Origin of the sequence: Pseudoclavibacter sp. RFBI5, from assembly GCF_002931395.1 — a bacterium.
Classification (GTDB): Bacteria; Actinomycetota; Actinomycetes; order Actinomycetales; family Microbacteriaceae; genus Pseudoclavibacter.
Genome location: NZ_PSYA01000010.1, coordinates 303,248 through 329,158 on the forward strand (window position 1 = coordinate 303,248; position 25,911 = coordinate 329,158).

Annotated in this window: 23 protein-coding genes; 16 read left to right on the plus strand and 7 right to left on the minus strand. The window is 66.6% G+C overall.

Translation table 11 applies throughout. The features are described 5' to 3' along the window. Window positions 1–3: 3 nt before the first annotated feature. From lspA to C5E06_RS08385, 6 genes are all read left to right on the plus strand, one after another. The gene (gene lspA, locus C5E06_RS08360) at window positions 4–555 is read left to right on the plus strand and encodes a signal peptidase II (RefSeq protein WP_258063115.1); all 552 of its coding nucleotides are present in this window, start codon (window positions 4–6) and stop codon (window positions 553–555) included. Continuing rightward, window positions 555–1,481 carry an RluA family pseudouridine synthase gene (locus C5E06_RS08365; RefSeq protein WP_104241148.1) on the plus strand — a complete coding sequence of 309 codons (927 nt, stop codon included), beginning with the start codon at window positions 555–557 and terminating at the stop codon, window positions 1,479–1,481. Before lspA ends, C5E06_RS08365 begins: the two co-directional genes overlap by 1 nt. A gap of 76 nt (window positions 1,482–1,557) precedes the next feature. After that, window positions 1,558–5,067: a DNA polymerase III subunit alpha gene (gene dnaE, locus C5E06_RS08370; protein WP_104241149.1), complete on the plus strand. Its 3,510-nt coding sequence runs from the start codon at window positions 1,558–1,560 to the stop codon at window positions 5,065–5,067. A 63-nt stretch (window positions 5,068–5,130) separates the two neighbouring features. Further along, window positions 5,131–6,435, plus strand: coding sequence for a histidinol dehydrogenase (gene hisD, locus C5E06_RS08375; RefSeq protein WP_104306585.1), 1,305 nt, complete (start codon window positions 5,131–5,133; stop codon window positions 6,433–6,435). After that, window positions 6,435–6,944 (plus strand): transcriptional regulator NrdR, encoded by a 510-nt coding sequence (gene nrdR, locus C5E06_RS08380; RefSeq protein WP_104306586.1) that lies wholly within the window; start codon window positions 6,435–6,437, stop codon window positions 6,942–6,944. The genes hisD and nrdR overlap by 1 nt, the downstream gene beginning before the upstream one ends. After that, complete coding sequence (locus C5E06_RS08385) at window positions 6,941–7,972, plus strand: quinone-dependent dihydroorotate dehydrogenase (protein ID WP_104241152.1); 1,032 nt, start codon at window positions 6,941–6,943, stop codon at window positions 7,970–7,972. Before nrdR ends, C5E06_RS08385 begins: the two co-directional genes overlap by 4 nt. A 197-nt stretch (window positions 7,973–8,169) precedes the next feature. Here the strand turns inward: C5E06_RS08385 and C5E06_RS08390 are convergent, their stop codons facing one another. Beyond that, on the minus strand, window positions 8,170–8,754 hold the full coding sequence (locus C5E06_RS08390; RefSeq protein WP_181059337.1) for a DUF3043 domain-containing protein: 585 nt from the start codon (window positions 8,752–8,754) through the stop codon (window positions 8,170–8,172). 40 nt (window positions 8,755–8,794) lie between these two features. Here C5E06_RS08390 and C5E06_RS08395 point away from each other — a divergent pair, with 40 nt between their 5' ends. From C5E06_RS08395 to C5E06_RS08415, 5 genes are all read left to right on the plus strand, one after another. Beyond that, window positions 8,795–10,213, plus strand: coding sequence for a dipeptidase (locus tag C5E06_RS08395; RefSeq protein ID WP_104306587.1), 1,419 nt, complete (start codon window positions 8,795–8,797; stop codon window positions 10,211–10,213). A gap of 100 nt (window positions 10,214–10,313) precedes the next feature. Then, on the plus strand, window positions 10,314–10,679 hold the full coding sequence (locus C5E06_RS08400) for an iron-sulfur cluster assembly accessory protein (protein ID WP_104241155.1): 366 nt from the start codon (window positions 10,314–10,316) through the stop codon (window positions 10,677–10,679). Between the two features lie 128 nt (window positions 10,680–10,807). Next, window positions 10,808–11,761, plus strand: coding sequence for a cytochrome c oxidase subunit II (gene coxB, locus C5E06_RS08405; RefSeq protein WP_104241156.1), 954 nt, complete (start codon window positions 10,808–10,810; stop codon window positions 11,759–11,761). An 11-nt stretch (window positions 11,762–11,772) separates the two neighbouring features. Then, window positions 11,773–13,494, plus strand: coding sequence for a cytochrome c oxidase subunit I (ctaD, locus tag C5E06_RS08410; protein WP_104241157.1), 1,722 nt, complete (start codon window positions 11,773–11,775; stop codon window positions 13,492–13,494). Further along, window positions 13,491–13,913: a cytochrome c oxidase subunit 4 gene (locus C5E06_RS08415; RefSeq protein ID WP_104241158.1), complete on the plus strand. Its 423-nt coding sequence runs from the start codon at window positions 13,491–13,493 to the stop codon at window positions 13,911–13,913. The genes ctaD and C5E06_RS08415 overlap by 4 nt, the downstream gene beginning before the upstream one ends. A gap of 817 nt (window positions 13,914–14,730) precedes the next feature. On the opposite strand, the gene C5E06_RS08420 is transcribed toward C5E06_RS08415, so the two are convergent. The 4 genes from C5E06_RS08420 to C5E06_RS08435 form a co-directional block, all read right to left on the minus strand. Next, the gene (locus C5E06_RS08420; protein ID WP_104241160.1) at window positions 14,731–16,335 is read right to left on the minus strand and encodes a cytochrome bc complex cytochrome b subunit; all 1,605 of its coding nucleotides are present in this window, start codon (window positions 16,333–16,335) and stop codon (window positions 14,731–14,733) included. Then, complete coding sequence (locus tag C5E06_RS08425) at window positions 16,319–17,398, minus strand: ubiquinol-cytochrome c reductase iron-sulfur subunit (protein ID WP_104306588.1); 1,080 nt, start codon at window positions 17,396–17,398, stop codon at window positions 16,319–16,321. The genes C5E06_RS08420 and C5E06_RS08425 overlap by 17 nt, the downstream gene beginning before the upstream one ends. A 72-nt stretch (window positions 17,399–17,470) precedes the next feature. Further along, window positions 17,471–18,304, minus strand: a complete 834-nt coding sequence (locus C5E06_RS08430; RefSeq protein WP_104241162.1) for a c-type cytochrome — start codon at window positions 18,302–18,304, stop codon at window positions 17,471–17,473. A gap of 22 nt (window positions 18,305–18,326) precedes the next feature. After that, the gene (locus C5E06_RS08435; RefSeq protein ID WP_236558405.1) at window positions 18,327–18,959 is read right to left on the minus strand and encodes a heme-copper oxidase subunit III; all 633 of its coding nucleotides are present in this window, start codon (window positions 18,957–18,959) and stop codon (window positions 18,327–18,329) included. A 106-nt stretch (window positions 18,960–19,065) separates the two neighbouring features. On the opposite strand from C5E06_RS08435, the gene trpD reads away from it, so the two are divergent. Then, complete coding sequence (gene trpD / locus C5E06_RS08440) at window positions 19,066–20,124, plus strand: anthranilate phosphoribosyltransferase (RefSeq protein WP_104241164.1); 1,059 nt, start codon at window positions 19,066–19,068, stop codon at window positions 20,122–20,124. 125 nt (window positions 20,125–20,249) lie between these two features. On the opposite strand, the gene glpK is transcribed toward trpD, so the two are convergent. Together glpK and C5E06_RS08450 are read right to left on the minus strand one after the other, a co-directional pair. Then, window positions 20,250–21,764, minus strand: coding sequence for a glycerol kinase GlpK (glpK, locus tag C5E06_RS08445; RefSeq protein WP_104306589.1), 1,515 nt, complete (start codon window positions 21,762–21,764; stop codon window positions 20,250–20,252). 154 nt (window positions 21,765–21,918) lie between these two features. Then, a complete protein-coding gene (locus C5E06_RS08450) occupies window positions 21,919–22,716 on the minus strand; it encodes an MIP/aquaporin family protein (protein WP_104241166.1) in 798 nt (265 codons plus the stop codon). Window positions 22,717–22,904: 188 nt separating this feature from the next. Here C5E06_RS08450 and dhaK point away from each other — a divergent pair, with 188 nt between their 5' ends. The 4 genes from dhaK (at window position 22,905) to C5E06_RS08470 (ending at window position 25,853) form a co-directional block, all read left to right on the plus strand. Then, on the plus strand, window positions 22,905–23,906 hold the full coding sequence (gene dhaK, locus C5E06_RS08455; RefSeq protein WP_104307257.1) for a dihydroxyacetone kinase subunit DhaK: 1,002 nt from the start codon (window positions 22,905–22,907) through the stop codon (window positions 23,904–23,906). Window positions 23,907–23,909: 3 nt separating this feature from the next. Then, the gene (gene dhaL / locus C5E06_RS08460; protein ID WP_104241167.1) at window positions 23,910–24,542 is read left to right on the plus strand and encodes a dihydroxyacetone kinase subunit DhaL; all 633 of its coding nucleotides are present in this window, start codon (window positions 23,910–23,912) and stop codon (window positions 24,540–24,542) included. Continuing rightward, entirely contained in the window at window positions 24,539–25,252 is a 714-nt protein-coding gene (dhaM, locus tag C5E06_RS08465) for a dihydroxyacetone kinase phosphoryl donor subunit DhaM (RefSeq protein ID WP_104306590.1), read from the plus strand. Before dhaL ends, dhaM begins: the two co-directional genes overlap by 4 nt. Before the next feature lie 133 nt (window positions 25,253–25,385). Beyond that, on the plus strand, window positions 25,386–25,853 hold the full coding sequence (locus tag C5E06_RS08470) for an NfeD family protein (RefSeq protein ID WP_104241169.1): 468 nt from the start codon (window positions 25,386–25,388) through the stop codon (window positions 25,851–25,853). The last annotated feature ends 58 nt before the right edge of the window (window positions 25,854–25,911 follow it).

Consider the following 25,911-nt stretch of genomic DNA (forward strand, 5'->3'; position numbering starts at 1 on the left):
AACGTGGAGGACACACCTCTGCAGACCACCGAACGGCGATCGCGACCGAGCATCCGCATTCTTGCGATGCTCGCCGCGGTCGCCGTCGGCGCGTTTGCGCTCGACCAGATCAGCAAGGCCGCCGTCGTCGGATCGATGACCGAGGGCCAGACCATCGAAGTGCTCGGGGGATTCCTCCAATGGCATTTCGTCAGGAACCCCGGCGCGGCCTTCTCCTTCGCCGCAGGCTCGACGTGGATCTTCACGGGCGTCTCGACCATCATGGTGATCGTCATCGTCGTCGTGGCCAGGAAGCTGGGTTCGAAGCTGTGGGCCGCCGTCTTCGGGCTCGTGCTCGGCGGGGCGCTCGGCAACCTCTGGGACCGGCTCTTCCGCGAGCCGGGCTTCGGTGTCGGTCACGTCATCGACTTCATCTACACGCCCTGGATGCTGCCGGCGATCTACAACGTCGCGGACATGTGCATCGTCGTGGGGATGTCGGCGTTCGTGCTGCTCACCCTGTTCGACATCGGATTCGACGGCAAGCGCCGACCAAAGGCGAAGAAGGACGCGTGATGCAATCCAGGACGATCCCGATCCCAGACGGCCTCGAGGGGGCCCGCGTCGACGCGGGAGTCTCGAAGCTGCTCGGGCTCAGCAGGACGCAGGTGGCCGACATCGCCGCAGCCGGCGGCATCACGATCGACGGCAAGCAGGTCGGCAAGTCCGACCGGATGATGGCGGGTTCCGTCATCTCCGTCGAATGGCAGCAGGCTGGGCCGGTCGAAGTCGTGCCCATCGCGGTGCCCGACCTCAAGATCGTGCACGATGAGGACGACTTCGTCGTGATCGACAAGCCCGTCGGCGTGGCAGCCCATCCATCGATCGGATGGGATGGGCCGACGGTCCTTGGTGCGCTCGCAGCGGCGGGCTTCACGATCTCGACGTCCGGGCAATCCGAGCGCCAGGGCATCGTGCATCGCCTCGACGCGGGCACCAGCGGACTCATGGTCGTCGCGAAGAGCGAGCTGGCATACGCGCAGCTCAAGAAGGCCTTCCACGACCGCGAGGTCGACAAGGTCTACCACGCGGTCGTCCAGGGCCACCCTGATCCGCTCTCCGGAACGATCGATGCCCCCATCGGGCGCCACCCAGGGTCCTCGTGGAAGTTCGCCGTGACGAGCGAGGGCAAGCCCTCCGTCACGCACTACGAGACCACGGAGGCGTTCCGTCGTGGAGCCCTCCTCGAGGTGCACCTCGAGACGGGGCGCACACATCAGATCCGCGTGCACATGGCCGCACAGCGCCATCCCTGCATCGGCGACCCGCTCTACGGATCCGACCCGATCCTCGCCGCGAAGCTCGGCCTCAAGCGCCAGTGGCTGCACGCGAAGGAGCTCGGGTTCGCGCACCCCAGAACAGGTGAGCCCGTGCGGTTCACGACCGAGTACCCCGACGACCTGGCGCACTCGCTCGAGGTGCTGCGCGAGGGCGAGCTGTAGTCCACAGGCACGCTCGCGGACCCGCTCCGGCGATCTAAGATGGGTGCGCCGATCCACCCTTCTTCCCGGAGAGACATTGCCTTCAGCAGACTCGTTCGCCCACCTCCACGTCCACAGCGAGTACTCGATGCTCGACGGGGCAGCCCGGATCGGCGAGCTCATGAAGGCCGCTGTCGAGCAGGGCATGCCCGCGGTGGCGATGACCGACCACGGCAACGTGTTCGGCGCCTACGAGTTCGCGAAGGCAGCCAAGGAGCACGGCATCAAGCCGATCATCGGCACGGAGGCCTATCTGACGCCGGGGACGCACCGCGGCGACCGGACTCGGGTGAAGTGGGGCAACGGCGGGGGAGACGACGTCTCCGGTTCCGGTGCCTACACGCACATCACGATGCTCAGCGAGACGACGCAGGGCATGCACAACCTCTTCCGGCTCTCGAGCCGCGCGTCCATGGAGGGGTACTACTTCAAGCCGCGCATGGACCGCGAGCTGCTCAACACGTACTCGAAGGGCCTCATCGCGACGACCGGATGCCCCTCCGGCGAGGTGCAGACGAGGCTGCGTCTCGGGCAGTACAACGAAGCTCGCGCCGCAGCCGCGGAGTTCCGAGACATCTTCGGCGCGGAGAACTACTTCTGCGAGATCATGGACCACGGCATCGACATCGAGCGCCGTGTCATGCCCGACCTGCTCAAGCTCGCGAAGGACCTCGGCCTTCCGCTGGTCGCGACGAACGACCTCCACTACACGCACTCGCACGATGCCGACAGCCACTCTGCGCTCCTCTGCGTCCAGTCCGGGTCGACCATGGACGACCCGAACCGCTTCCAGTTCTCCGGCACGGGGTACTACCTCAAGTCGGCCGCCGAGATGCGCGCCATCTTCCGCGACCACCCTGAGGCGTGCGACAACACGCTGCTCATCGCCGAGCGCTGCTCCGCGGAGTTCGACGAGAGCGCCAACTACATGCCGCGCTTCCCCGTGCCAGAGGGCGAGACGGAGAGCAGCTGGTTCATCAAGGAGGTCGACACCGGCCTCGGCAAGCGCTACCCGGGTGGGATCCCGAGCGACGTGCGCAAGCAGGCCGACTACGAGATCGGCGTCATCAACCAGATGGGCTTCCCCGGCTACTTCCTCGTCGTCGCCGACTTCATCAACTGGGCGAAGGACAACGGCATCCGCGTCGGCCCCGGCCGTGGATCCGGTGCTGGGTCCATGGCCGCCTACGCTATGGGCATCACCGACCTCGACCCGCTGCGCCACGGCCTCATCTTCGAGCGCTTCCTCAACCCTGACCGCGTCTCCATGCCCGACTTCGACGTCGACTTCGATGATCGCCGCAGGTCCGAGGTCATCAAGTACGTCACCGAGAAGTACGGCTCGGAGCGCGTCGCGCAGATCGTGACGTACGGCACCATCAAGGCGAAGCAGGCCCTGAAGGACGCGTCGCGCGTGCTCGGCTACCCGTTCTCCATGGGCGACCAGCTCACGAAGGCGATGCCGGCGGCCGTCATGGGCAAGGACATCCCGCTCAGCGGCATCTTCGACAAGGAGCACAAGCGCTACTCGGAGGCTTCCGAGATGCGCGCCTTCATCGAGAGCAACCCGGACGCGAAGAAGGTCTTCGACACGGCGAGTGGCCTCGAGAACCTCAAGCGCCAGTGGGGCGTGCACGCGGCTGGCGTGATCATGTCGAGCGATCCGCTGATCGACATCATCCCGATCATGAAGCGGGAGCAGGACGGCCAGATCGTCACGCAGTTCGACTACCCGGCGAGCGAGTCCCTCGGTCTGATCAAGATGGACTTCCTCGGCCTGCGCAACCTCACGATCGTGAGCGACGCGCTGGTCAACATCAAGGCGAACCGCGACATCGACCTCGTTCTGGAAGATCTCGAACTCGACGACGTCGGCGCCTACGAGCTGCTGACCCGCGGAGACACGCTCGGCGTGTTCCAGCTCGACGGTGGCCCGATGCGATCGCTCCTGCGTCTGCTCAAGCCCGACAACTTCGAGGACATCTCGGCCGTCATCGCGCTGTACCGCCCGGGCCCCATGGGCGCGAACTCGCACATCAACTACGCGCTGCGCAAGAACGGCGAGCAGGAGATCACGCCGATCCACCCGCAGCTCGAGGAGCCCCTCAAGGAGATCCTCTCCACCAGCTACGGCCTGATCATCTATCAGGAGCAGGTCATGGCCATCGCGCAGAAGGTCGCGGGGTTCTCCCTCGGCCAGGCAGACATCCTGCGTCGAGCGATGGGCAAGAAGAAGAAGTCGGAGCTGGACAAGCAGTTCGCTGGCTTCCAGGGCGGCATGCACGCGAACGGCTTCTCCGACGAAGCGGTCAAGATGCTCTGGGACATCCTGCTGCCCTTCTCCGACTACGCCTTCAACAAGGCGCACTCCGCGGCCTACGGGGTGGTCTCCTATTGGACCGCCTACCTCAAGGCGCACTACCCGGCTGAGTACATGGCCGCCCTCCTCACCAGCGTCGGCGACTCCCGCGACAAGCTCGCCATGTACCTCAACGAATGCCGCCGCATGGGCATCACCGTGCTCGCACCGGACGTCAACGAGTCCTTCGTCAACTTCTCGGCGGTCGGCGAGGACATCCGCTTCGGCCTCGGCGCCGTCCGCAACGTGGGCGCGAACGTGGTCGAGGAGATCCAGAAGGCCAGGGAGTCGAAGACGGCGTTCACGTCCTTCCACGACTTCCTGAAGAAGGTGCCGACGACGGTGGCGAACAAGCGCACCGTCGAGTCGCTCATCAAGGCGGGCGCGTTCGACTCGCTCGGCAACACCCGCCGCGCGCTCGTCGAGGTCCACGAGAACGCCATCGACGTCGCGGTCTCGCGGAAGCGGAACGAGGCGCACGGCCAGGTCGACCTGTTCGCGGGACTCGACGAGTTCGAGGCGGAGGAGGACGACGTTCCCGTCCGCCCCGAGTTCAACCGCAGAGACAAGCTCGCCTTCGAGCGCGACATGCTCGGGCTCTACGTGTCCGACCATCCGCTCGCGGGTCTCGAGCGCGACCTCGCGAAGCTCGCGACGACGAGCATCCTCGACCTCACGCAGGCCGAGAACCTCGAAGACGGCTCCCAGGTGACGATCGCTGGCCTCATCACGAGCGTGCAGCACCGGGTCGCCCGCAACTCGGGCAACCCATACGGCATGATCGAGGTCGAGGACTTCGGCGGCACCATGACCGTGATGTTCATGGGCAAGACCTACCAGGAGTTCCAGACGCAGCTCCAGGGAGACGTGATCGTGGCCGTCAAGGGCCGTGTCTCGAAGAGAGACGACGGCATGAACCTCCACGCGCAGGGGCTGACCCTGCCGAAGATCTCCGCGGCCGAGGATGCCGGCACGCTGACGCTCACGATCCCGGACACGCGCGCCACCGAGCCCGTCGTGGATGCACTCGGAAAGGTGCTGCGGCGGCACTCGGGCGAGAGCGAGGTGCGGCTCAGGCTTCGGACTCCCGGTGTCATCCGCCGCTTCGAGCTGCCGCACCGCGTGCGCATCACGCAGGACCTCTACGGGGAGCTCAAGGCGCTCCTCGGGCCGAGCTGCCTGGAGTAGAGCCCACCTCGGCCGTTGCTCTCGCGACGGCACTCCCTCCTGCCTGACTACGATGGAGAAACCATGATGCAACTCATCGATCTGCGTGGTTCTGCGCTCAGCGCCTCCGAGCTTCGGAACATCCTCCCTCGTGCCGAGCTCGACGTGACGCGCGCCCTCGGCACGGCAGCGGAGCTCATCTCCGTGGTCCGTGACGAAGGCGGGGCCGCCCTCCGGGAGCAGGCCCTTCGACTCGACGGCGTCGAGCCACCCCATCTGCGGGTACCTCAGGAGGCCATCGACGAAGCGACGGCTGGCCTCGACCCTCGGGTTCGCGCTGGCCTGGAAGCCATGATCGAGCGGGTTCGAGCCGGATCCGCGGCCCAGGTCCCCGCGCCGCGTGTGACGACGCTCGGCGACGGCGCCATCGTCGAGCTCCGCTGGCACCCCGTCGCCCGAGTGGGCCTGTACGTGCCAGGCGGCAAGGCCGTGTATCCGTCGAGCGTCGTCATGAACGTCTGCGCGGCCGCGGCCGCCGGGGTGAGATCCATCGCCATCGCGTCGCCGCCTCAGCGCGAATTCGGCGGGAGCGTCCACCCGACGATCCTCGGTGCGGCTGGCCTGCTCGGCATCACGGAGGTCTACGCCATGGGCGGGGCCGGCGCGATCGGTGCGCTGGCACACGGCGTCCCGGACATCGGCCTCGAGCCCGTCGAGGTCATCACGGGCCCTGGCAACGTCTACGTGGCGGCTGCGAAGCGCATCGTGCAGTCGTTCGTGGGCATCGACTCCGAGGCCGGACCCACCGAGATCCTCGTGCTCGCGGACGACTCGGCGGATCCCGACCACGTCGCCGCCGACCTCGTCAGCCAGGCCGAGCACGACGAACTCGCCTCGGCCCTCCTCGTCACGCCGGACCCCGAGTGGGCCGAACGAGTGCTCGAGCGTGTCGCCGCCAGAGCCGCGTCCACGAAGCACGCCGAACGGGTCCGCACCTCGCTCGGCGGACGCCAGTCCGCGCTCATCCTCGTCGACGACCTCGCCGCGGGGGCCGTGGTCTCGAACGCGTACGCACCCGAGCACCTCGAAGTGCAGACCCGTGAGCCGGAGGCCGTGCTTGCGACGCTCCACAACGCCGGTGCGATCTTCATGGGGGCGAACTCGCCCGTGAGCCTCGGCGACTACCTCGCTGGGTCGAACCACGTGCTCCCGACGGGAGGGCAGGCCGCCCACACGCCCGGCCTCGGGGCACACACGTTCCTGCGGCCGCAGCAGGTCATCCGCTATGACCGAGAGGCTCTGCGGACGGTGAGCGGCCACGTCGTGGCGCTCGCCGAAGCTGAGGACCTGCCCGCGCACGGCGAAGCAGTGACGGCGAGGTTCAGCTGATGCATTGCCCATTCTGCCGGCACCCCGACTCGAGGGTCATCGACTCGCGGACCAGCGACGACGGCTTCGCGATCCGTCGCAGGCGGCAGTGCCCCGAATGCGGTCGCCGTTTCTCGACGACCGAGACGGCGAGCCTCGCGGTGATCAAGCGCAATGGCGTCGTCGAGTCCTTCTCGAGAGACAAGGTTGTCGCCGGCGTGCGCAAGGCATGCCAGGGGAGGCCCGTCACCGACACCGATCTCGCTCTGCTGGCCCAGCGGGTCGAGGAGAGCATCAGGTCGACGGGGGCATCCCAGATCGAGGCCAACGACATCGGGCTCGCGATCCTGCCACCGCTGCGCGAGCTCGACGATGTCGCGTACCTGAGGTTCGCGAGCGTCTACCAGGGCTTCGCTAGCCTCGATGACTTCCGAGCCGCCATCGAGCAGATGCACGAGGACGGCATCAGGGCGCAGTACGCCACGGAGTCTGCCGACGGCGAGTCCACCATCGAGGAAGAGGTCAGATGAACGCCGCGTACCGCCTGCTCTTCACCCACGTGCTGTCGAAGATGGACACGGAGCGTGCCCACGCCCTCGCGTCGGGCGTCATCAGGACTCTCGGGCGTCGCATCCCGGCCAGGGTGACGTCGACGTTCACGGCCCCCGGCGAGTCGCTGGCGGTCGAGACGATGGGACTTCGCTTCGCATCGCCGTTCGGTCTCGCAGCAGGATTCGACAAGGACGCGGAAGACATCGACGGGCTTGCGGCCCTCGGTTTCGGGCACGTCGAGGTCGGCACGGTCACGCCGCGCCCACAGCCGGGGAATCCCGGCCCGCGCCTCTTCAGGCTCGTCGCAGATGGCGCGCTCATCAACCGCATGGGCTTCAACAACCGGGGCGCCGAGCTCGCGGCGGCGAACATCGCGGCTCGCCGAAACCGCACCGTCATCGTCGGCGTCAACATCGGCAAGAACAAGACCACCGAAGCAGAGGATGCGCACCTCGACTACGCCGCAGCCGCATCGGCGGTGAAGGACGTCGCCGACTACCTGGTCGTCAACGTCTCATCGCCGAACACGCCAGGCCTGCGCAGCCTGCAGTCGCTCGAGTCCCTCACGCCCATCCTGCGGGCAGCCCGTGAGGCTGCGCCAGACGTGCCGCTGCTGGTCAAGATCGCACCGGACCTCACGGACGGCGAGATCCGCGAAGTGACGCAGCTGGCCATCGACGAGGGGCTCGCTGGCGTCATCGCCGCGAACACGACGATCTCGAGGTCGGGGCTGCGCACATCCTCGCGGGTCGTCGAGGCGTTCGGCGCAGGAGGCCTCTCTGGACGCCCGCTCACGGAACGCTCCTTCGAGGTGCTGCGCACCGTCAAGGAGACGGCGGGGGACCGCCTCTGCATCATCTCCGTCGGAGGTGTCGCCGACGCCGCCGAAGTGCAGCGGCGTCTCGACGCCGGCGCGACGCTCGTGCAGGGGTACACGGAGTTCCTCTATGCCGGCCCCGGCTGGGCAGCCAGCATCAACAGGGGGCTCGCGCGCCTGAGGCGCTGAGCCCGGGCCTCGCTGCTCGCAGATCGTGCCGTCTTCGCGATTCTCAGGCAGCTGACACCTGCTGGGCCCCGAGCAGGTCTAGATTGTGAAACAGCGAAGGCCCGAGCGGAATACCGTTCGGGCCTTCGAGTTTTTTGCGGTGTCGAGTTCCTGTGGTTTCTGAGTCCTGCAGACGAGCAGGCCCGTCCCGGCGAGGGCTACTTGCCCGTGAACTCGATCTTCGCGCCGCGCTTGACCTGCGACTTCGGCATGCGCATGACGCGAAGCTGCAGGCTCCGGGCGATCGTGCCGATCATGATGCCCTTCTCGACCTTGTCCTTGCCGACGACCGCGGCGATGCGTCGCTTGATGATGTTCGCGATCATGACGGCCTCGAGCACGCAGACGGCGAGGAAGGCCCAGATGAAGCTCATGGCCCAGATGCCGACGGACTGGCTCGGGATGAAGGTGGCGAAGATGACGAGGAACATCATCGGGAGCAGGAGCTCGCCGATCGAGTACCGCGCATCGATGTAGTTGCGCATGAAGCGCTTCTGCGGGCCGCGCTCGGTGGGACGGAGGTAGCGGTCGTCGCCCTTGGCGAGCCCCTCACGTGCCTTGGCCTGCTCGATGCGCACCTTCGCCTGCATCTCGCGCTTGGCCTGTTTGCGGTCTTCGGGGACGAGGGGACGCAGGTTCTGCGCCTCGCGCTCGCGCCTCGTGGGGGTCGGCTGCTGCTTCTTGGCCGGACTCTTCGCGGGAAGCGACACTGTCTCGGCGCTCTTGGACTCGTGCTTCGACATGATGCCTCTCAAGAACTCTGGGTGATTTAGCCTAACCGCTATGACACTCTCCGATGCCCCACTCGATGCACATGACCAGGAACAGGCCCTCCTCCGAGCTGTGGAGGACCGCTTTCCGACCACGATCGCGCGGCTCGCCGGGCTCGTCCGCATTCCATCGGTGTCCTGGGATGCGTTCGATCGAGTCCACGTGCGACGCAGTGCCGAGCGCACCGCCGAGCTGCTCCGCGAGACGGGGGTGTTCGAATCCGTGGACATCGACGGCGTCGAGACCGCCGACGGTTATGCAGGGCAGCCCGCGGTGATCGCAACGCGGGCGGCGGAGCCCGGCCAGCCGACGGTTCTCCTCTACGCGCACCACGACGTGCAGCCGCAGGGCAGCGCCGACGACTGGCGGACCCCGCCGTTCGAGCCCACGCTGCGGGACGGCCGCCTCTACGGCCGTGGCGCAAGCGACGACAAGGCAGGGGTCATGGCCCACATCGCGGCTGTCGAGGCGCTCAGCGCGGCGACAGCCGGCCGACCCAAGATCGGCATCTCGGTGTTCATCGAGGGCGAGGAGGAGAACGGCTCGCGGAGCTTCGCCGACTTCCTCGAGAAGCACAAGGCGGCTCTCGGCGCTGACGCCATCATCGTCGCGGACAGCGACAACCCGTCCACGAGCATCCCCGGCCTGACCGTCTCGCTGCGCGGCAACGTGACGATGAAGGTGACCGTGAGAACGCTCGGCCACGCCTCGCACTCCGGCATGCTGGGGGGAGCGGTGCCGGATGCGATGCTCGCGACCGTCCGGCTCCTCGACTCCCTCTGGGACGAGCGCGGAGCCGTCGCGGTCACCGGGCTCGGCTCGCGTGCCGACGGACCCTCCGGGGGCGATGAGGCCGACGTGCGCCGTGACGCGGAACTGCTCGAGGGCGTCACCACGATCGGCACCGGCACGGTCCACGACCGGCTCTGGAACCAGGCAGCGATCACGATCACGGGCATCGACGCGCCGAGCGTCGACGAGGCCTCGAACACGCTCCTCCCAGCGGTCTCGGTGCGCCTGTCCGCCCGCATCGCGCCTGGGGACGACGCCGCGCGCGCGTTCGAGGCCATCGAGAGCCACCTTCGCGAGCATGCGCCGTTCGGGGCGCACATCGAGATCACCCAGCCGGACCTGGGGCAGCCGTTCCTCGTCGACACGGCCGGACCAGCCGTCGGTCTCATGAAGACCGCGATGGAGGACGGATGGGGCGCCCAGCCGGCGGAGACGGGGATCGGGGGATCGATCCCCTTCATCGCCGCGCTCGCCGAGGTGTACCCGGAGGCGGAGATCCTGGTGACCGGAGTCGAGGATCCGGCGACGATGGCGCACAGCCCGAACGAGTCGCAGGACCTCGGGGTGCTCCGCCGGGCGATCTCGGCTGAGGCGCTGTTCCTGCACCGCTTCGCGCGCCCTGACGCGGACATCCGGTGATGCGATTCGTGCGTGGGAGGAATATCCTTGGCTCACACGCCGTTATCGACGTGAAGAGCGCGGGAGCACGTCGTCCCGCCGAGCAGCACGAGGAGAATCAATGAGCGCAGTTCTTGAAGGCATCACCGTGAGCGAGGCCACGCACTCCGTGACCCTCACGCAGGCGGCCCTCGACAAGATCAAGAACCTCATCGGCCAGGAGAGCGAGGGCGGACTCCGCCTCCGCATCGCCGTGCAGCCTGGTGGCTGCTCCGGGCTGATCTACCAGCTGTTCTTCGACGAGCGCATCCTCGACGGCGACGCGACCGTCGACTTCGACGGAGTGGAAGTCATCGTCGATCCGATGAGCGTCCCCTACCTTGACAGCGCGAAGATCGACTTCGAAGACACGATCCAGAAGCAGGGCTTCACGATCGATAACCCGAGCGCGCAGGGATCCTGTGCCTGTGGCGATTCGTTCCACTGACCCGACACGCGGGGCAGCGCCCCGCGACACACCCGAAACGGCGTGGTCTTTGACCGCGCCGTTTCGTCGTCTCCGCGCGCCCCGAGTCGTTCGCCCGCGAGATTCCCACTAGACTGACAGCAACCTGTATGCGTCACCTCGAAAGGTTTGCCGTGCGAGACACCCGCCGCGTGAAGTGGTTCGCCGCTCCGATTGCAGCAGCCCTGATTCTGATTCTGGCTGGCTGCACGTCGCAAGAACTACGGGGCTACATGCCCGGTGACCCCGGCGTCACCAACCATTCCGACGCCTTTACGAACTTCTGGGTCAACTCCTGGATCATTCTGCTTGTCGTGGGCGGCATCACGTGGGGGCTCATCATCTGGGCATCCGTGATGTACCGCCGCCGCAAGGGCGAAAAGGGCCTGCCAGCTCAGCTGCGCTACCACATGCCCATCGAGATCCTCTTCACCGTGGTCCCGATCATCCTCGTCGCCGGCTTCTTCGCCTTCACGGTGCGAGAAGAGGCTCCTGTCGTCTCGAACTTCGCCGAAGAAGAGCAGGACGTGAAGATCGAGGTCTACGGCAAGCAGTGGGCATGGGACTTCAACTACCTGCCGACCAGCAACACCGCGTATGACTCGGGCGTCTACTACGAGGGCATCCAGGCGCAGGAAGACCGCGAGCCGTCTGTCGACGGAGAGCGCGGAGCTGCGACCGGAACCATCGACGAGGCAGCGCTGCCCAAGCTCGTCCTCCCGGTCGGCGCGAACGTCACGCTCGACATCAAGTCGCGCGACGTCATCCATTCCTTCTGGGTCGTCGACTTCCACTACAAGATCGACAACATCCCCGGCCACACCAACACCATGTCGTTCGTGCCAGAACGTGAAGGCACCTACATGGGCAAGTGCGCCGAGCTGTGCGGCGAGTACCACTCGATGATGCTCTTCCAGGTCGAGGTCGTCTCGCAGGCCGAGTACAACGCCTACATCGCCGAGCTGCGCGCGGCGGGCAACGTCGGCGCCCACGGCGACGACTACAACCGCAACCAGAACCTTCCGGGCACTGATGTTCCCGAGTTCAACCACGAGTCGGAATAGGGGCGACGAAAATGACGTCAACGCTGAACCGTCCAGGCATCACCCCGGTCTCTGAGGCGACCACGGCTCCGAGCCGCTCTGTCGAGCGCAAGGGCAACGTCCTCGTCACCTGGATCACCTCGACGGACCACAAGACCATCGGGTACATGTACCTGATCTCGAGCTTTGTCTGGTTCTGCATCGGCGGAGTCATGGCACTGGTCATCCGCACCCAGCTCTTCGAGCCGGGCATGGAGATCATCGACACCAAAGAGCAGTACAACCAGCTGTTCACGATGCACGGCACGATCATGCTGCTCATGTTCGGAACGCCGCTCTTCTCCGGCTTCGCGAACGTGCTCGTGCCCCTGCAGATCGGCACGGCCGACGTCGCGTTCCCGCGACTGAACGCGTTCGCCTTCTGGCTCTTCACCTTCGGCGCGCTCATCGCGGTCGGTGGCTTCCTCACGCCGGGAGGTGCGGCATCCTTCGGCTGGACGGCCTACGTCCCCTTGTCGACGATGACCTACTCTCCGGGAGTCGGAGGCAACCTCTGGGTTGCCGGGCTCGCGGCGACAGGATTCGCGACGATCTTCGGCGCCGTGAACTTCATCACGACGATCATCACGATGCGCGCACCTGGCATGACGATGTGGCGCATGCCGATCTTCACCTGGAACGCGATGATCACGTCGATCCTCGTGCTGTTCGCGTTCCCCGTTCTCGCGGCTGCCTGGTTCGGCCTGCTCATGGACCGCGTGTTCCTGACGCACATCTACGACGTCGAGGCCGGGGGAGCGATCCTCTACCAGCACCTGTTCTGGTTCTTCGGCCACCCGGAGGTCTACGTCCTCGCACTGCCGTTCTTCGGGATCGTGTCCGAGATCTTCCCGGCCTTCAGCCGAAAACCGATCTTCGGCTACAAGACCCTCGTGTACGCGACGATCGCCATCGCGGCGCTCTCCGCCTCCGTGTGGGCTCACCACATGTACGTGACGGGCACCGTGCTCCTCCCGTTCTTCGCGCTCATGACGATGCTCATCGCGGTGCCGACCGGTGTGAAGATCTTCAACTGGCTGGGAACGCTCTGGCGTGGCTCGGTCACGTTCGAGACGCCCATGCTGTTCTCGCTCGGCTTCCTCGTCACCTTCGTCTTCGGTGGCTTGACGGGTGTCATCCTGGCCTCGCCGATGCTCGACTTCCACGTGTCTGACACGTACTTCGTCGTGGCTCACTTCCACTACGTCATCTTCGGAACGATCGTCTTCGCCATGTTCGCCGGCTTCTTCTTCTGGTGGCCGAAGTGGACGGGGAAGATGCTCAACGAGCGCCTCGGCAAGATCCAGTTCTGGTTGCTGTTCATCGGCTTCCACATGACGTTCCTCATCCAGCACTGGCTCGGCGTCATGGGCATGCCGCGTCGTTACGCGACGTACCAGCCCGAAGACAACTTCACGTGGATGAACCAGCTCTCGACGTTCGGCGCCTTCGTGCTCGCGATCTCGCTGCTGCCGTTCTTCCTGAACGTCTTCATCACGGCCCGCAACGCACCGAAGGTGACCGTCGACGACCCGTGGGGCTACGGCTCCTCGCTCGAGTGGGCGACCAGCTGCCCGCCGCCGCGTCACAACTTCACGTCCATCCCGCGCATCCGCTCGGAGCGTCCGGCGTTCGACCTCAACCACCCCGAGGTCGCACCGCACGGCTACCGCGACCTGACGCCAGTCAACGACAAGATCGGAGAACGAGAGTGAAGACCTCAGCACGCCTCCTCTGGGTCCTCGCCGTCTTCTACGCGGTCGTGACCGTCGTCTACACCCTCTGGACTCATGCGGCCCTCGGCCACTACGAGTGGGTTGGCATCGTCGCACTGGCGCTGTCCGGCATCTTCGTGGCCTTCGTCGCGTTCTATCTCGGCAGCTCGGCGAAGCCGTTCCGAGTGCACGTCCTTCCCGAGGACAGGCTCGACGGCGAGATCGCTGACGCTGATCCTGAGCTCGGCTTCTTCCCGCCGCAGAGCTGGTGGCCGTTCGTGCTGGCCCTTGCCGTCGGGCTGATCTTCCTCGGCCTGTCGATCGGCGGATGGTGGTTCGCGTACTTCGCGGCGCCGCTGTTCATCATCGCCATCGTCGGCTGGGTGTTCGAGTACTACCGCGGACGCTACGCCCACTAGGCGTCGTCTGCAGGCTTCCGGCCCGTCCCTCGCAAGAGGGGCGGGCCTTTTGCGGTCTCCGCCGACGAGGTCGGCGCCACTCTGGTAGCCCCCACGTGCCCCTGTGGCGCTCCTGAGTCGAGGGTGCGTGTTCGTGCACCCGGAGAGGACATGAGGGTCCCAGAGCGCGCTGAGGGAGCACGCGCGCCTCGGGCCGTGAGGACTCTGCCTCTGCCTCTACCGGATGCCCGCACGTTCGGAGCCCGCTCGGACGCGGGCGGAGCAAGAGCGCTGCTTTCTTGAGTCCGACCCCTCCTCGCCTGCATTCGGTGCGCGCGAAGCGTGGGCAGTGCAGTGGAAACGGCGAGCTCCCTCCCGTCTCACGTCCATGGGGCCGCGACAGTGGCTGTGGAGCCCGTGCGGGAGTCTCTGTGCCGTTGGCGCCGTGACCGGACTCCACGTCGACTGGTGGTGGACCTCGCGGGGATCGGCAACGCTGCCGCCCCCTGCTCGTGCCGGTGGCTCCTGGGGTCTCTGTGCCCTCGCGCGACTCCGCGTGCCGGCCAATCACGTGTGGGCTGCCGAGGGCGAGAAGCCGCTGCGCTCGGCGAGATCCCGTCTCGGCCGAGCGTCCTCGGCAGGCGGGCTGGCGGGCTGGCGGGCTGGGGGTCTGGGGGACTGGCTGCGCGGTCTCCGCTCCTGACTCCACGGGGAGCCGGTCGCCGCTGCCCCCGCCCCCTCGCAGGAGGGACCGCCGACGACAAGAGGGGCTGTCAGTCCGCTGATGCGGAATGACAGCCCCTCTTGTGTGCCCGAAGGCTCAGGGAGTTGCTACGGCCTAGTGGTGGCCGTGGTGTGCCTGTTCGATCTCCGTCTTCGTGACGGGCTCGACGCGGTCCTCGAAGAACCAGCGCGACAGAGCGGCGCGCAGGCGCATGGGAGCCGTGATCTTTCCGTCCTCGTTCGGACGGAGCATGATCGGCGCCTGCTCGTTGTAGGAGACGAGCTCCCATCGGTCGTACTTGTCGAGCGGAACCTCGACCTCGACGAACTCGCCGTGGGGGAGTCGAAGAACACGTCCCGACTCGACACCGTGCAGCGCAAGCGAACGATCGCGCTTCTGGAGCCCGAGGCAGATCCGCTTCGTTGCGATGTACGCGATGACCGGTCCGAGGATCAGCATCACCTGCAGGAAGTGGATGACGTGCTCCATGGCGAGGTGGAAGTGCGTTGCCATGAGGTCGGAGCTTGCTGCAGCCCACATGACGGCGTAGAACGTGACGCCGGCTGCGCCGATCGCGGTGCGGGTGGGGGCGTTGCGTGGGCGGTCGAGCAGGTGGTGCTCGCGCTTGTCACCCGTGATCCACGCCTCGATGAAGGGGTAGACGACAACCAGCACGATGAAGATTCCGATGAGGATCAGCGGGGTCAGGATCGCGAACGACCACGTGTGGTTGAACCAGTACACCTCCCAGCCGGGCGGGATGAGTCGCAGCATGCCGTCGGCGAAGCCGATGTACCAGTCGGGCTGGGTTCCTGCGGAGACGGGGGAGGGGTCGTACGGGCCGTAGTTCCAGACCGGGTTGATCGAGAAGAACGACGCGATGAGGAAGATGAGGCCGAAGATCAGGAAGAAGAATCCGCCTGCCTTGCCGGCGAACACCGGGAGGACCGGGTTTCCCACGACGTTGCCGTTCGTGCGGCCGGGTCCGGGCCACTGCGTGTGCTTGTTGATCACCATGAGCGCCAGGTGCAACGCGATGAACAGGATGACCATCGCGGGCAGGATCATGATGTGCAGCGAGTAGAGGCGCCCGACGATCTCGGTACCGGGGAACTCGCCGCCGAAGAACAGGAAGGAGACCCAGGTTCCGACGAGCGGGATGCCCTTCATGATTCCGTCGATGATGCGCAGGCCGTTGCCGGAGAGCAGGTCATCGGGGAGCGAGTAGCCGGTGAAGCCCTCTGCCATCGCGAGGATGAAGAGCACGAAGCCGACGACCCAGTTGAGCTCGCGGGGCTTGCGGAACGCTCCGGTGAAGAAGACGCGCAGCATGTGGAGCCCGATGGACGCCACGAACAGCAGTGCTGCCCAGTGGTGCACCTGGCGCATGAGCAGTCCGCCGCGGATGTCGAAGGAGATGTCGAGCGTCGACGCCATAGCGGCCGACATGCCCATGCCCTTGAGCGGGAGGTAGGAGCCTTCGTACTCGACGTGGGCCATCGACGGGTCGAAGAAGAACGTCAGGAAGGTTCCGGAGAGCAGGATGACGACGAAGCTGTAGAGCGCGATCTCACCGAGCATGAAGGACCAGTGGTCCGGGAAGATCTTGCGTCCGAACTCCTTGACCGCACCGGAGATGGTGGTGCGCTCGTCGAGGTAGTTGGCGGCGCCGGCGATGAACCCGCCCTCGCGTACCGGAGCTTTATACGTTGTAGTCATGGCGTCGCTCCCAGAAGCTCGGTCCGACAGGTTCGGTGAAGTCGCTCTGCGCGATGAGGTAGCCCTCGTCGTCGACAGCGATCGGCAGCTGCGGGAGCGGGCGTCCCGCCGGTCCGAAGATGACCTCGCAGTGGTTCTTGACGTCGAACTGCGACTGGTGGCACGGGCAGAGCAGGTGGTGCGTCTGCTGCTCGTAGAGAGCGACCGGGCAGCCGACGTGCGTGCAGACCTTGGAGTAGGCGACGATTCCGTCGTAGGACCATCCGGCACGGTCCTCGCGCTCGTTGAGCTGGTCAGCGGGCAAGCGCATGAGCAGGACAACTGCCTTGGCCTTCTCCTCGAGCAGGTGGTGCTCGAGGTCTATCAGGCCGTCGGGGATGACGTGGAAGGCAGAACCGTAGGTGACGTCCGCGGCGCGGATCGGCGTTCCCGTGGGGTCGCGGACGAGACGAGTTCCCTCATCCCACATGGTGTGGGAGAGCGACTCGACCGGGTCCGGGTTGTTGCCGTTGTAGAGGTCGCGGAAGAGCACGATGCCGGGAAGCGGCATGGCGACGAGGGCTCCGATGAGGGAGTTGCGGAACAGCTTGCGGCGGCTGAATCCCGACTCCTCGTTCGCCTGCGCGAAGACCTCGACCGCTCGCGAACGAGTGGCGGGCGAGCCCTTGCCCGGGTGGCGGGCCTCGGCCATCTCGTGGTCGGCCATGAGGTACTTGGACCAGGCGACCGTGCCGATGCCGATGGCGAGCATCGCGAGCGCGATGCCGATGCCGAGGAACATGTTGTTCAGGCGGACGGTCGAGATGTCCTCGCGGCTGATCGGCCACACGAAGTAGGCCACGACAGCGAAGATGCTGGCGAGTGCCGAGAACACGAACAGCGCGACGAGGAGGCGCTCAGTGCGCTTCGCCTGCGCGGGGTCCGCGTCCGTGATCCGGTCGCGGTGCGCCGGCATGCCAGGGTTCTCGAAGCCGTCCTTGGGAAGGATCGCGGTCCCGATGTGAGGCGCCCGCTCCGACGAAGGAGCAGTGCGAAGCTCTCCGCCGTGTTCGCCATCAGCCATGGTGATCCCTTTCTGGGTGTGTCTGTTCAGCTGCAGTAAGTCGTTTGGACCCGGGCCGGGTTGCTTCCGGCACTAGTTCGGTCGAGTGGCGATCCAGACCGCCATCGCGACGCCTGCGCCGATTCCGAAGATCCAGATGAAGAGGCCCTCGGAGACCGGACCGAGCGATCCGAGGCTGTTGCCGCCGATCGTGCCGGTGACCTCGGTCTGCCAGCGAATCGCCGTGATGATGTCGGCCTTGTCCTGGGGGGTGAGGTTCGCGTCGTTGAAGACGGGCATGTTCTGCGGGCCCGTGATCATCGCCTCGTAGAGGTGGACGGGTTCGACCGTCATGAGCTCGGGTGCGAACTTCCCTTCGGTGAGGGCGCCGCCCGCACCTGCGACGTTGTGGCACATGGCGCAGTTGATGCGGAACAGCTCTGCTCCACGTGCTGCGTCGCCATCGGCCTGCAGGTACTTCTCGTCGGGGACGGCGGGACCGGGGGCCAGCGAAGCGATGTAGTCGCCGAGGTCCGAGATGCCCTGCTCGTCGAACTGGACGGGCTTGGCGGGGGCCTGGGCGGCGTTGGCCTGCATGGGCATGCGGCCGGTGCCGACCTGGAAGTCGACGGCAGCGGCACCGACGCCGATGAGGCTCGGGCCGTTCTCGGTGCCCGCTGCGTTCATGCCGTGGCAGGTGGCGCAGTTGGCGCCGAAGAGCGCGGCGCCGTTCTCGATGTCTGCGGCGCTGGCGGGGGCCACGTCCTCGGCTGCAGCAGCCGTGGTTGCGGTGTCGATCGCGGTGTACGCGCCGCCGGTCAGCAGGAGGCCTGCGCCGAGGAGAGCCGCGGTGGCGAGGGGGGTGCGGCGGCGAGCCGTCTTGCGGGTCGCCGTCTTCGCAGTCCGTGGTTTGGTCGTTCGGAACATTGGTGTGTTCTCCAGGATCGGGCTACGAGAAGTAGGGCAGCAGGTAGATGACGAAGAAGAGCGCAACCCAGACCACGTCGACGAAGTGCCAGTAGTAGGAGATGCCCAGCGCGCTGCTGACCTCGCGAGTTCCCATGCGGCGGGCAGAGTACATGCGGCCGATCACGAGGAGGAACGTGACGAGTCCGCCGGTCACGTGCAGGCCGTGGAAGCCGGTCGTCATGTAGAAGGCGCTCGTGAACGCGTTCAGGTTGAGGACATAGCCCTCGCTGACGAACGTGGCGTACTCCCAGACCTGGCCGGCGACGAAGATGCCTCCGAGCAGGACGGTGAGGTAGAACCACTCGATCGCGCCCCAGTTCTTGGGGCTCTTGCCGGTGGCGCGGGCCTGCTCGCGCTCAGCCGCGAACGTGCCGAACTGGCACGTGAACGACGAGCTGACGAGGATCAGCGTGTTGATGGTGGCGAAGGGCACGTTCAGCGCACTGTGGCCTTCGGCGAACTGCTCTGGCGCCATAGAGCGCAGAGTGAAGAAGATCGCGAAGAGCCCAGCGAAGAACATCACCTCACTACCGAGCCAAACGATGACGCCGATGGCAGTCGTATTGGGGCGATGGACCGTGTGCACGGCCTGAGCGGTGGTTGCAGCAGTCACCTGACCATTATGACCGATTTCCCAGGTTCCCGAGACAACGCACGGCTGACCGGCGGGTCGCGTCCGATTAGGTGTGCCTGGGTGGTGGACGGCTATCGTTTCCTGCATGACATCGACCGAGACCTGGCCCGGATTGCTCGAGAAGCTCCTTGGCGGTGATGACCTCAGCGTCGCGCAGGCCACGTGGGCCATGCGCCAGGTCATGAGCGGCGACGTCAGCGAAGCACGTCTGGCTGCCTTCCTGGTCGCCCTCCGCGCGAAGGGCGAGACGGTCGAGGAGGTTGTCGGGTTCCGCGACGCGATCCTCGAGCACGCCGTGCCGCTCGAGGTGCCGCCGCTGGCGCTGGACATCGTCGGTACCGGCGGCGACATGGTCGGGACCGTGAACGTCTCGACGATGGCGTCGATGGTCTGCGCCGGTGCGGGGGTCCCCGTCGTGAAGCACGGGGGCGGGGCGTCGAGCGCGAAGTCCGGATCCAGCGACGTTCTCTCGGCTCTTGGCGCAGTCCACACGGCCGACCCTGTTCGAGTGGGACGCATCTTCGAGGAAGTCGGACTCACCTTCGTCTACGCCGCGCAGTTCCACCCGGGGTTCCGCCACGCCAAGAAGGTGCGCGGTGAGCTCGGGGTTCCCACGGTCTTCAACCTGCTCGGCCCCCTCACGAATCCCGCTCGCCCCGAGGCATCGGCCGTCGGGGTCGCCCGCCAGGCCGCCATTCCGCTGATCACCGGGGTCTTCCGCACCCGTGGTGCCACCGCTCTGGTCTTCCGGGGTGACGACGGGCTCGACGAGCTGAGCGTCACCGGCTACAGCCACATCTGGGAGGTGTCGAACGGTGCGATCACCGAACACGATCTCCACCCACGGGATGTGGGCCTCGGCACCTACGACATGCAGGAGCTCCTCGGCGGTCTGCCGGAGGAGAACGCGGCCATCGCCCGCGCCGTGCTGTCCGGGAAGCAGCATGGCGCCGTTCGAGACATCGTGCTGCTCAACGCGGCCGCAGGCCTCGTCGCCTACGACCTCGCTGTGACCCCGGAAGCGGCAGAGCGACCCCTCCGAGAGCGCCTCGCGGCGCGCATCGCTGACGCAGCGTCCAGCATCGACTCCGGCCGCGCGATCGAGACGCTGGATGCGTGGGTGGCAGCGACTCGTTCGGCGTGAAGCCAGTCGCCGATCGGCGCAGCGGGACGGCAGAGTGAGCAACGCGACGACGCCGCACCAGGACAGACCGAGGCCCTCAGCAGCAAGCTGTTGAGGGCCTCGGTCGTCGGGAAGCGCGCAGCGCGCTACTTGACGTCCTCGTCAACCCAGTCGAGGGTCTTCGAGACGGCCTTCTTCCAGTTCCGGTAGAGACGCTCGCGCTCTTCCTCCGGCATCTGCGGCGTCCAGCGCTTGTCCTCCTGCCAGTTGGCGGACACCTCGTCCAGGTCCTTCCAGAATCCGACTGCGAGCCCGGCGGCGTAGGCCGCACCGAGCGCGGTCGTCTCCGTGACGACGGGGCGCACCACGTCCGTGTTCAGGATGTCTGCCTGGAACTGCATGAGCGTGTCGTTCGCGACCATGCCGCCATCGACCTTCAGCTCCGCGAGGGGCACGCCGGAGTCCGCGTTGGATGCCTCGAGGACATCGCGGGTCTGGTATGCCGTGGATTCGAGGGCCGCACGAGCGATGTGGTTCTTGTTGACGAAGCGCGTGAGGCCGACGATGGCGCCGCGTGCATCCGGTCGCCAATACGGGGCGAAGAGCCCGGAGAAGGCCGGGACGATGTAGGTGCCTCCGTTGTCCTCGACCTTGCTGGCCAGCTCTTCGATCTCCGGAGCCGAGTTGATGAGGCCCAGGTTGTCGCGCAGCCACTGCACGAGCGACCCGGTCACGGCGATCGAGCCCTCGAGCGCGTAGACGGGAGCCGCGTCGCCGAGCTTGTAGCAGAGCGTCGTGAGGAGTCCGTTCTCGGACTTCACGATCTTCTCGCCGGTGTTGTAGATGAGGAACGATCCCGTGCCGTACGTGTTCTTCGCCTCGCCCGAGGAGAAGGCCGTCTGGCCGAAGGTGGCCGCCTGCTGGTCGCCGAGGATGCCGGAGATAGGCACCTCGCGCAGCAGTGACTGCGTGCTGGCGTGGCCGTACACCTCGGAGGAGGACTTGATCTCCGGGAGCATCGATGCCGGCACCCCGAACGCGTCGAGGATCGACTGATCCCAGGCGAGCGTCTCGAGGTCCATGAAGAGCGTGCGGGAGGCATTCGTGACGTCGGTGACATGGACGCCTCCGTCGACGCCGCCGGTGAGGTTCCAGAGCACCCAGCTGTCAGTCGTGCCGAAGATGAGATCGCCGGCCTCGGCGCGCTCCCGCGCACCCTCGACGTTCTCCAGGATCCAGACGATCTTCGTTCCGGAGAAGTAGGTGGCGAGGGGAAGCCCGACGGTGTCCTTGAAGCGCTCGACGCCGCCATCGGCCGCGAGCCGGTCGACGATGGGCTGCGTGCGCGTGTCCTGCCACACGATGGCGTTGTAGACGGGTTCCCCGGTGGTCTTGTCCCAGACGACGGCGGTCTCGCGCTGGTTCGTGATGCCGATCGTCGCGATGTCGTGCCTGGTGATGTTCGCCTTCGAGAGTGCCTGGCCGATGACCTCTCGCGTGTTGTTCCAGATCTCCTTGGGGTCGTGCTCGACCCAGCCGGCCTTGGGGAAGATCTGCTCGTGCTCGAGCTGCCCGGTCGACACGATCGACCCGGAGTGGTCGAAGACGATGGCTCGCGAGGAGGTGGTTCCCTGGTCGATGGCGATGACGTACTTGCTCACGGAGTGACTCCCTTGTCAGAGGTGCTGATGTGCCAGCGGTGAAAAACGCGATGCTGGACTGGCGCGAGCATCGCTGGTGGTGTCCTGCAGACAGTTTCGGGGCCGGAACTGTGAAGACTCCGGCCCTGAAAGCGTCGAGTTCGCCCTGCGGGTGCTAGGCGCCGAAGGCGGAAGCTGCGGCGGGCAGGATCGCCGTGCCGACGAGGCCGGCGAGGACACCGCCGATGATCGGTCCGACGATCGGAACCCAGGAGTAGCTCCAGTCGCTGCCGCCCTTGCCCTTGATGGGGAGGAAGGCGTGCGCGAGGCGCGGTCCGAGGTCACGGGCTGGGTTGATGGCGTAGCCGGTCGGCCCACCGAGGCTCGCGCCGATGGCCACCACGACGATCGCGACGGCGAGCGGCGCGAGGTTTCCGAGGCTGCCCATGTCGGGCGCGGTCGAGTCCGTGTTCGCCATCGAGAAGGCCGGGAAGTTCTGGAACGCGATGACGGCAAGCACCAGGACGAACGTCGCGATGATCTCGGTCACGGTGTTCCAGCCGAGGCTGCGCTTGGCCGGACCCGTCGCGAAGACCGCGAGCTTCGAACCCGCATCCGGTTCGTCGTCGAAGTGGAGCTTGTAGGCGAGCCAGACGACGACGGCACCGAGGATGGCGCCGATGAGCTGAGCGACGATGCGCAGCCCCACCTCGGCGACGTCCACAGAGCCGCCGGTGACGACGGTGTTGGCCGCGAGTCCCAGCGTCACTGCTGGGTTGAGGTGGCCGCCTGACGCCGCTGACGAGAGCACGCCGATGAAGACGGCGAAGCCCCAGCCGAAGTTGATGAGCAGCCAGCCGCCGCCGTTGCCCTTCGTGTCCTTGAGGACGACGTTGGCGACGACACCGCAACCGAGGAGGACGAGCACTGCGGTGCCCACCAGCTCGGCCAAGAAGATCGATCCTAGATCCACGGGATTGCCTTTCTGGGAAGTTCGATACGGGGCGAGCCCGTGCCGCGATTGAGCGGTTCCTCACCATAGGCACAGGAACAACTCCGACGCGCGTGTTACGAGCGAGTTTCCCGAATTGTGACCCGCCATCGGCACTAGGCTGAGCGTGGCTGCAATGCTGCTGCCGAAATCTCGTCGAGAGGATGATCGTGAAGAAGCTGATCAACGATCCGAAGGACGTTGTCAAGGAAGCGCTCGAGGGTATGGCGCTCGCCCATGCGGATATTCTCCGGGTCGCCCCGGAGCCCGCATTCCTCGTGCGAAACGATGCACCGGTGGAGGGCAAGGTCGGGATCGTCTCCGGCGGCGGCTCAGGGCACGAACCCATGCACGGCGGGCTGGTCGGCTACGGGATGCTCGACGCGGCAGTCCCAGGGCCGGTCTTCACCTCACCGACGCCTGACCCCATCCTCGAGGCCACGAAGGCCGTGGACGCCGGTCGGGGTGTGCTCCACATCGTCAAGAACTACACCGGCGACGTCCTCAACTTCGAGACGGCCTCCGACCTTGCGCTGGCTGAGGACATCGAGGTGCGAACGGTGCTCGTCGACGACGACGTCGCCGTGAAGGACTCGCTCTACACGGCCGGTCGGCGGGGAGTTGCCGGCACGGTGCTCGTGGAGAAGATCGCCGGAGCAGCGGCAGAGCGTGGAGACGACCTCGACGCCGTCGCCGAACTCGCGACCAGGGTCAACGCGAACACGAGGTCCATGGGCGTCGCCCTCTCGGCCTGCACCGTGCCGCACGCTGGCGAGCCGAGTTTCGATCTCGCCGAGGACGAGATCGAGATCGGGATCGGCATTCACGGAGAGCCGGGTCGCGCGCGAATCGCGATCGAGCCTGCTGATGCGATTGTCGACCGGCTGCTCACCCCGATTCTCGAGGATCTGCCATTTGCCTCCGGCGATAATGTGCTGCTGTTTGTCAATGGAATGGGCGGCACCCCCGAAATCGAGCTCTACATCGTGTTCCGTCGCGCCGCGCAGGTGCTGAAGGAACACGGAATTACAGTAACCAGGCACCTCGTCGGGAATTTCACGACATCGCTCGAGATGCAGGGCTGCTCGATCACCGTTCTCAGGCTCGACGACGAACTCACGGCATTGTGGGATGCACCGGTGCACACAGCGGCACTTCGGTGGGGAAGGTAGAACATGACACTCGACGGAAACTGGGCGAGGCGCTGGGTGGAGCTCTCTGCCACCTCGATGGCCGAGAACCGCACTGAGCTCATCCACCTGGATCGCAACATCGGCGATGGCGACCACGGGGAGAACATGGATCGCGGATTCCAGGCCGCGCTCGGGAAGCTCTCCTCACTGGAGGCTGATGCGACGCCGGCCGACGTGCTGAAGCTGCTCGCGACGACGTTGATCTCCACGGTCGGCGGAGCGGCGGGCCCGCTGTATGGGACGGCGTTCCTGAAGGGCGCCGTCGCGCTCAAGGGCAAGCCCGAGCTGGAGCCCGCGGACGTGGCGGCCTTCGTGGAGGCGGCCTCGGCAGGGCTGCAGCAGCGTGGCAAGGCGCAGCCGGGCGACAAGACCATGGTCGACGCCTGGGCTCCCGCGGCTTCCGCCGCGAGCAAGGCGGCCGCCGCTGGCGACGACGGCGCCGCTGTGCTCCGGGCCGCGGCGTTCGCGGCAGTGGAGGGCGCGGCTGCGACGGAGCCGCTCATCGCCAGGAAGGGCCGAGCGAGCTACCTGGGCGAGCGCAGCGCCGGGCACCGGGATCCGGGCGCGCAGTCGACCGCCTACCTCCTTGGTGCCGCTGTCGAGGCGGCTTCATGACGGTCGGCATCGTCGTCGTATCGCACTCTGCACGGATCGCGGAGGGTCTCGTCGAGCTCGCGGGTCAGATGGCGGAGGACGTGACGATCGTCCCTGCTGGCGGCACCGAGGACGGCCGAATCGGCACGAGCTTCGAGCTCATCGAGCGCGCCGTCGCGACGGCGCAGTCCGGCGAGGGAGTCGCCGTCTTCACCGACCTCGGGTCCGCCGTCCTCACTGCCGAGACCGTGCTCGAGATGCTCGACGATGACGCCGGGGACGTGCGCCTCGTGGACGCGCCGCTCGTCGAGGGCACGGTGGCTGCCGCTGTCGCGGCGGCCGGAGGGGCGTCGCTGGACGCTGTGTCACGGGCGGGGGAGTCGGCGTGGCACAGGGACGGCGCCGCGCAGGACGCGTCAGGAGCCGAGCAGTCGGCAGCGTCGGCACCGTCGGCAGCGGATGAGGCCGCGGCTCCCCGCGCGAGCACCAAGGTCGAGATCGTCAACGAGCAGGGGCTGCACGCACGGCCGGCGGCCCAGCTGGTCTCGGTGGCAGGCAAGTTCGATGCGCAGATCACGATCGGCGGGGCCGACGCGGAGAGCCTGCTCCGGATCATCTCCCTCGGGGCCTCGAAGGGGCAGGAGATCGAGGTCTCGGCAACGGGCGCGGAGGCCGAGCAGGCCGTCACCGAGATCGCGGCGCTCATCAGCTCCGGCTTCGGAGAAGCCTGATCTCCGTCAGAATTCAGGCTGAGGCGCCGCCGCGCCGGAGAGGTCTCCGCGCCGCGGTGTCTCAGCCTTCGGTAGAATCAACGCGAGGCGGCGGGACACCCCGCCGCACGCGGCCACCAGGGAGCTCACCGTCATGACCGTCTTCATCATCATCGGAGCGATCGGCCTGGGGCTTCTGGTCTTCTCGCTCTTCTTCGGGGAAGTCCTCGACGTCGATGCTGGCGGGCTGCTCTCCGTTCCCGGCCTGGCCGTCGCGCTCGTCGTCTTCGGCGCCTCGGGTGCCATCACCGACAGCATGGGCCTGCCGCAGTTCTGGGCCTACATCGTCGCGATCGTCATCGGCCTCATCGCCTACGTCGGTTCGTCGCTGCTCGTGCGCAACCTGTCGAGAAGCAGCGACGGCGTGCCGCGGGACGTCACGGGAGACACCGGCACGGCGATGTCCAAGATCACGATCTCAAGCGGAGAGGTCGCGCTCGATGGGTCCCACGAGATCGAGCGGCGCCTCGCGTTCGCCGACGGTGAGATCGAGCAGGGCGCGCGCATCCGCGTCGTGCAGCACCTCGGCTCGCGCGTCAAAGTCGAACGCGAATCCATCTGATCGGGAGACGCCCAGCTGGCCGACTCCCTGCGCCGTCGGGCGCTTCATGACCACAGCA

Excerpts from the sequence above, each read along its gene's own strand:
- C5E06_RS08365 (WP_104241148.1), top strand. The coding sequence starts at position 555 with ATGCAATCCAGGACGATCCCGATCCCAGACGGCCTCGAGGGGGCCCGC.
- hisD (WP_104306585.1), top strand. The coding sequence starts at position 5,131 with ATGATGCAACTCATCGATCTGCGTGGTTCTGCGCTCAGCGCCTCCGAG.
- nrdR (WP_104306586.1), top strand. The coding sequence starts at position 6,435 with ATGCATTGCCCATTCTGCCGGCACCCCGACTCGAGGGTCATCGACTCG.
- C5E06_RS08385 (WP_104241152.1), top strand. The coding sequence starts at position 6,941 with ATGAACGCCGCGTACCGCCTGCTCTTCACCCACGTGCTGTCGAAGATG.
- C5E06_RS08390 (WP_181059337.1), bottom strand. The coding sequence starts at position 8,754 with ATGTCGAAGCACGAGTCCAAGAGCGCCGAGACAGTGTCGCTTCCCGCG.
- C5E06_RS08395 (WP_104306587.1), top strand. The coding sequence starts at position 8,795 with ATGACACTCTCCGATGCCCCACTCGATGCACATGACCAGGAACAGGCC.
- C5E06_RS08400 (WP_104241155.1), top strand. The coding sequence starts at position 10,314 with ATGAGCGCAGTTCTTGAAGGCATCACCGTGAGCGAGGCCACGCACTCC.
- coxB (WP_104241156.1), top strand. The coding sequence starts at position 10,808 with ATGCGTCACCTCGAAAGGTTTGCCGTGCGAGACACCCGCCGCGTGAAG.
- ctaD (WP_104241157.1), top strand. The coding sequence starts at position 11,773 with ATGACGTCAACGCTGAACCGTCCAGGCATCACCCCGGTCTCTGAGGCG.
- C5E06_RS08420 (WP_104241160.1), bottom strand. The coding sequence starts at position 16,335 with ATGACTACAACGTATAAAGCTCCGGTACGCGAGGGCGGGTTCATCGCC.
- C5E06_RS08425 (WP_104306588.1), bottom strand. The coding sequence starts at position 17,398 with ATGGCTGATGGCGAACACGGCGGAGAGCTTCGCACTGCTCCTTCGTCG.
- C5E06_RS08430 (WP_104241162.1), bottom strand. The coding sequence starts at position 18,304 with ATGTTCCGAACGACCAAACCACGGACTGCGAAGACGGCGACCCGCAAG.
- trpD (WP_104241164.1), top strand. The coding sequence starts at position 19,066 with ATGACATCGACCGAGACCTGGCCCGGATTGCTCGAGAAGCTCCTTGGC.
- dhaL (WP_104241167.1), top strand. The coding sequence starts at position 23,910 with ATGACACTCGACGGAAACTGGGCGAGGCGCTGGGTGGAGCTCTCTGCC.
- dhaM (WP_104306590.1), top strand. The coding sequence starts at position 24,539 with ATGACGGTCGGCATCGTCGTCGTATCGCACTCTGCACGGATCGCGGAG.
- C5E06_RS08470 (WP_104241169.1), top strand. The coding sequence starts at position 25,386 with ATGACCGTCTTCATCATCATCGGAGCGATCGGCCTGGGGCTTCTGGTC.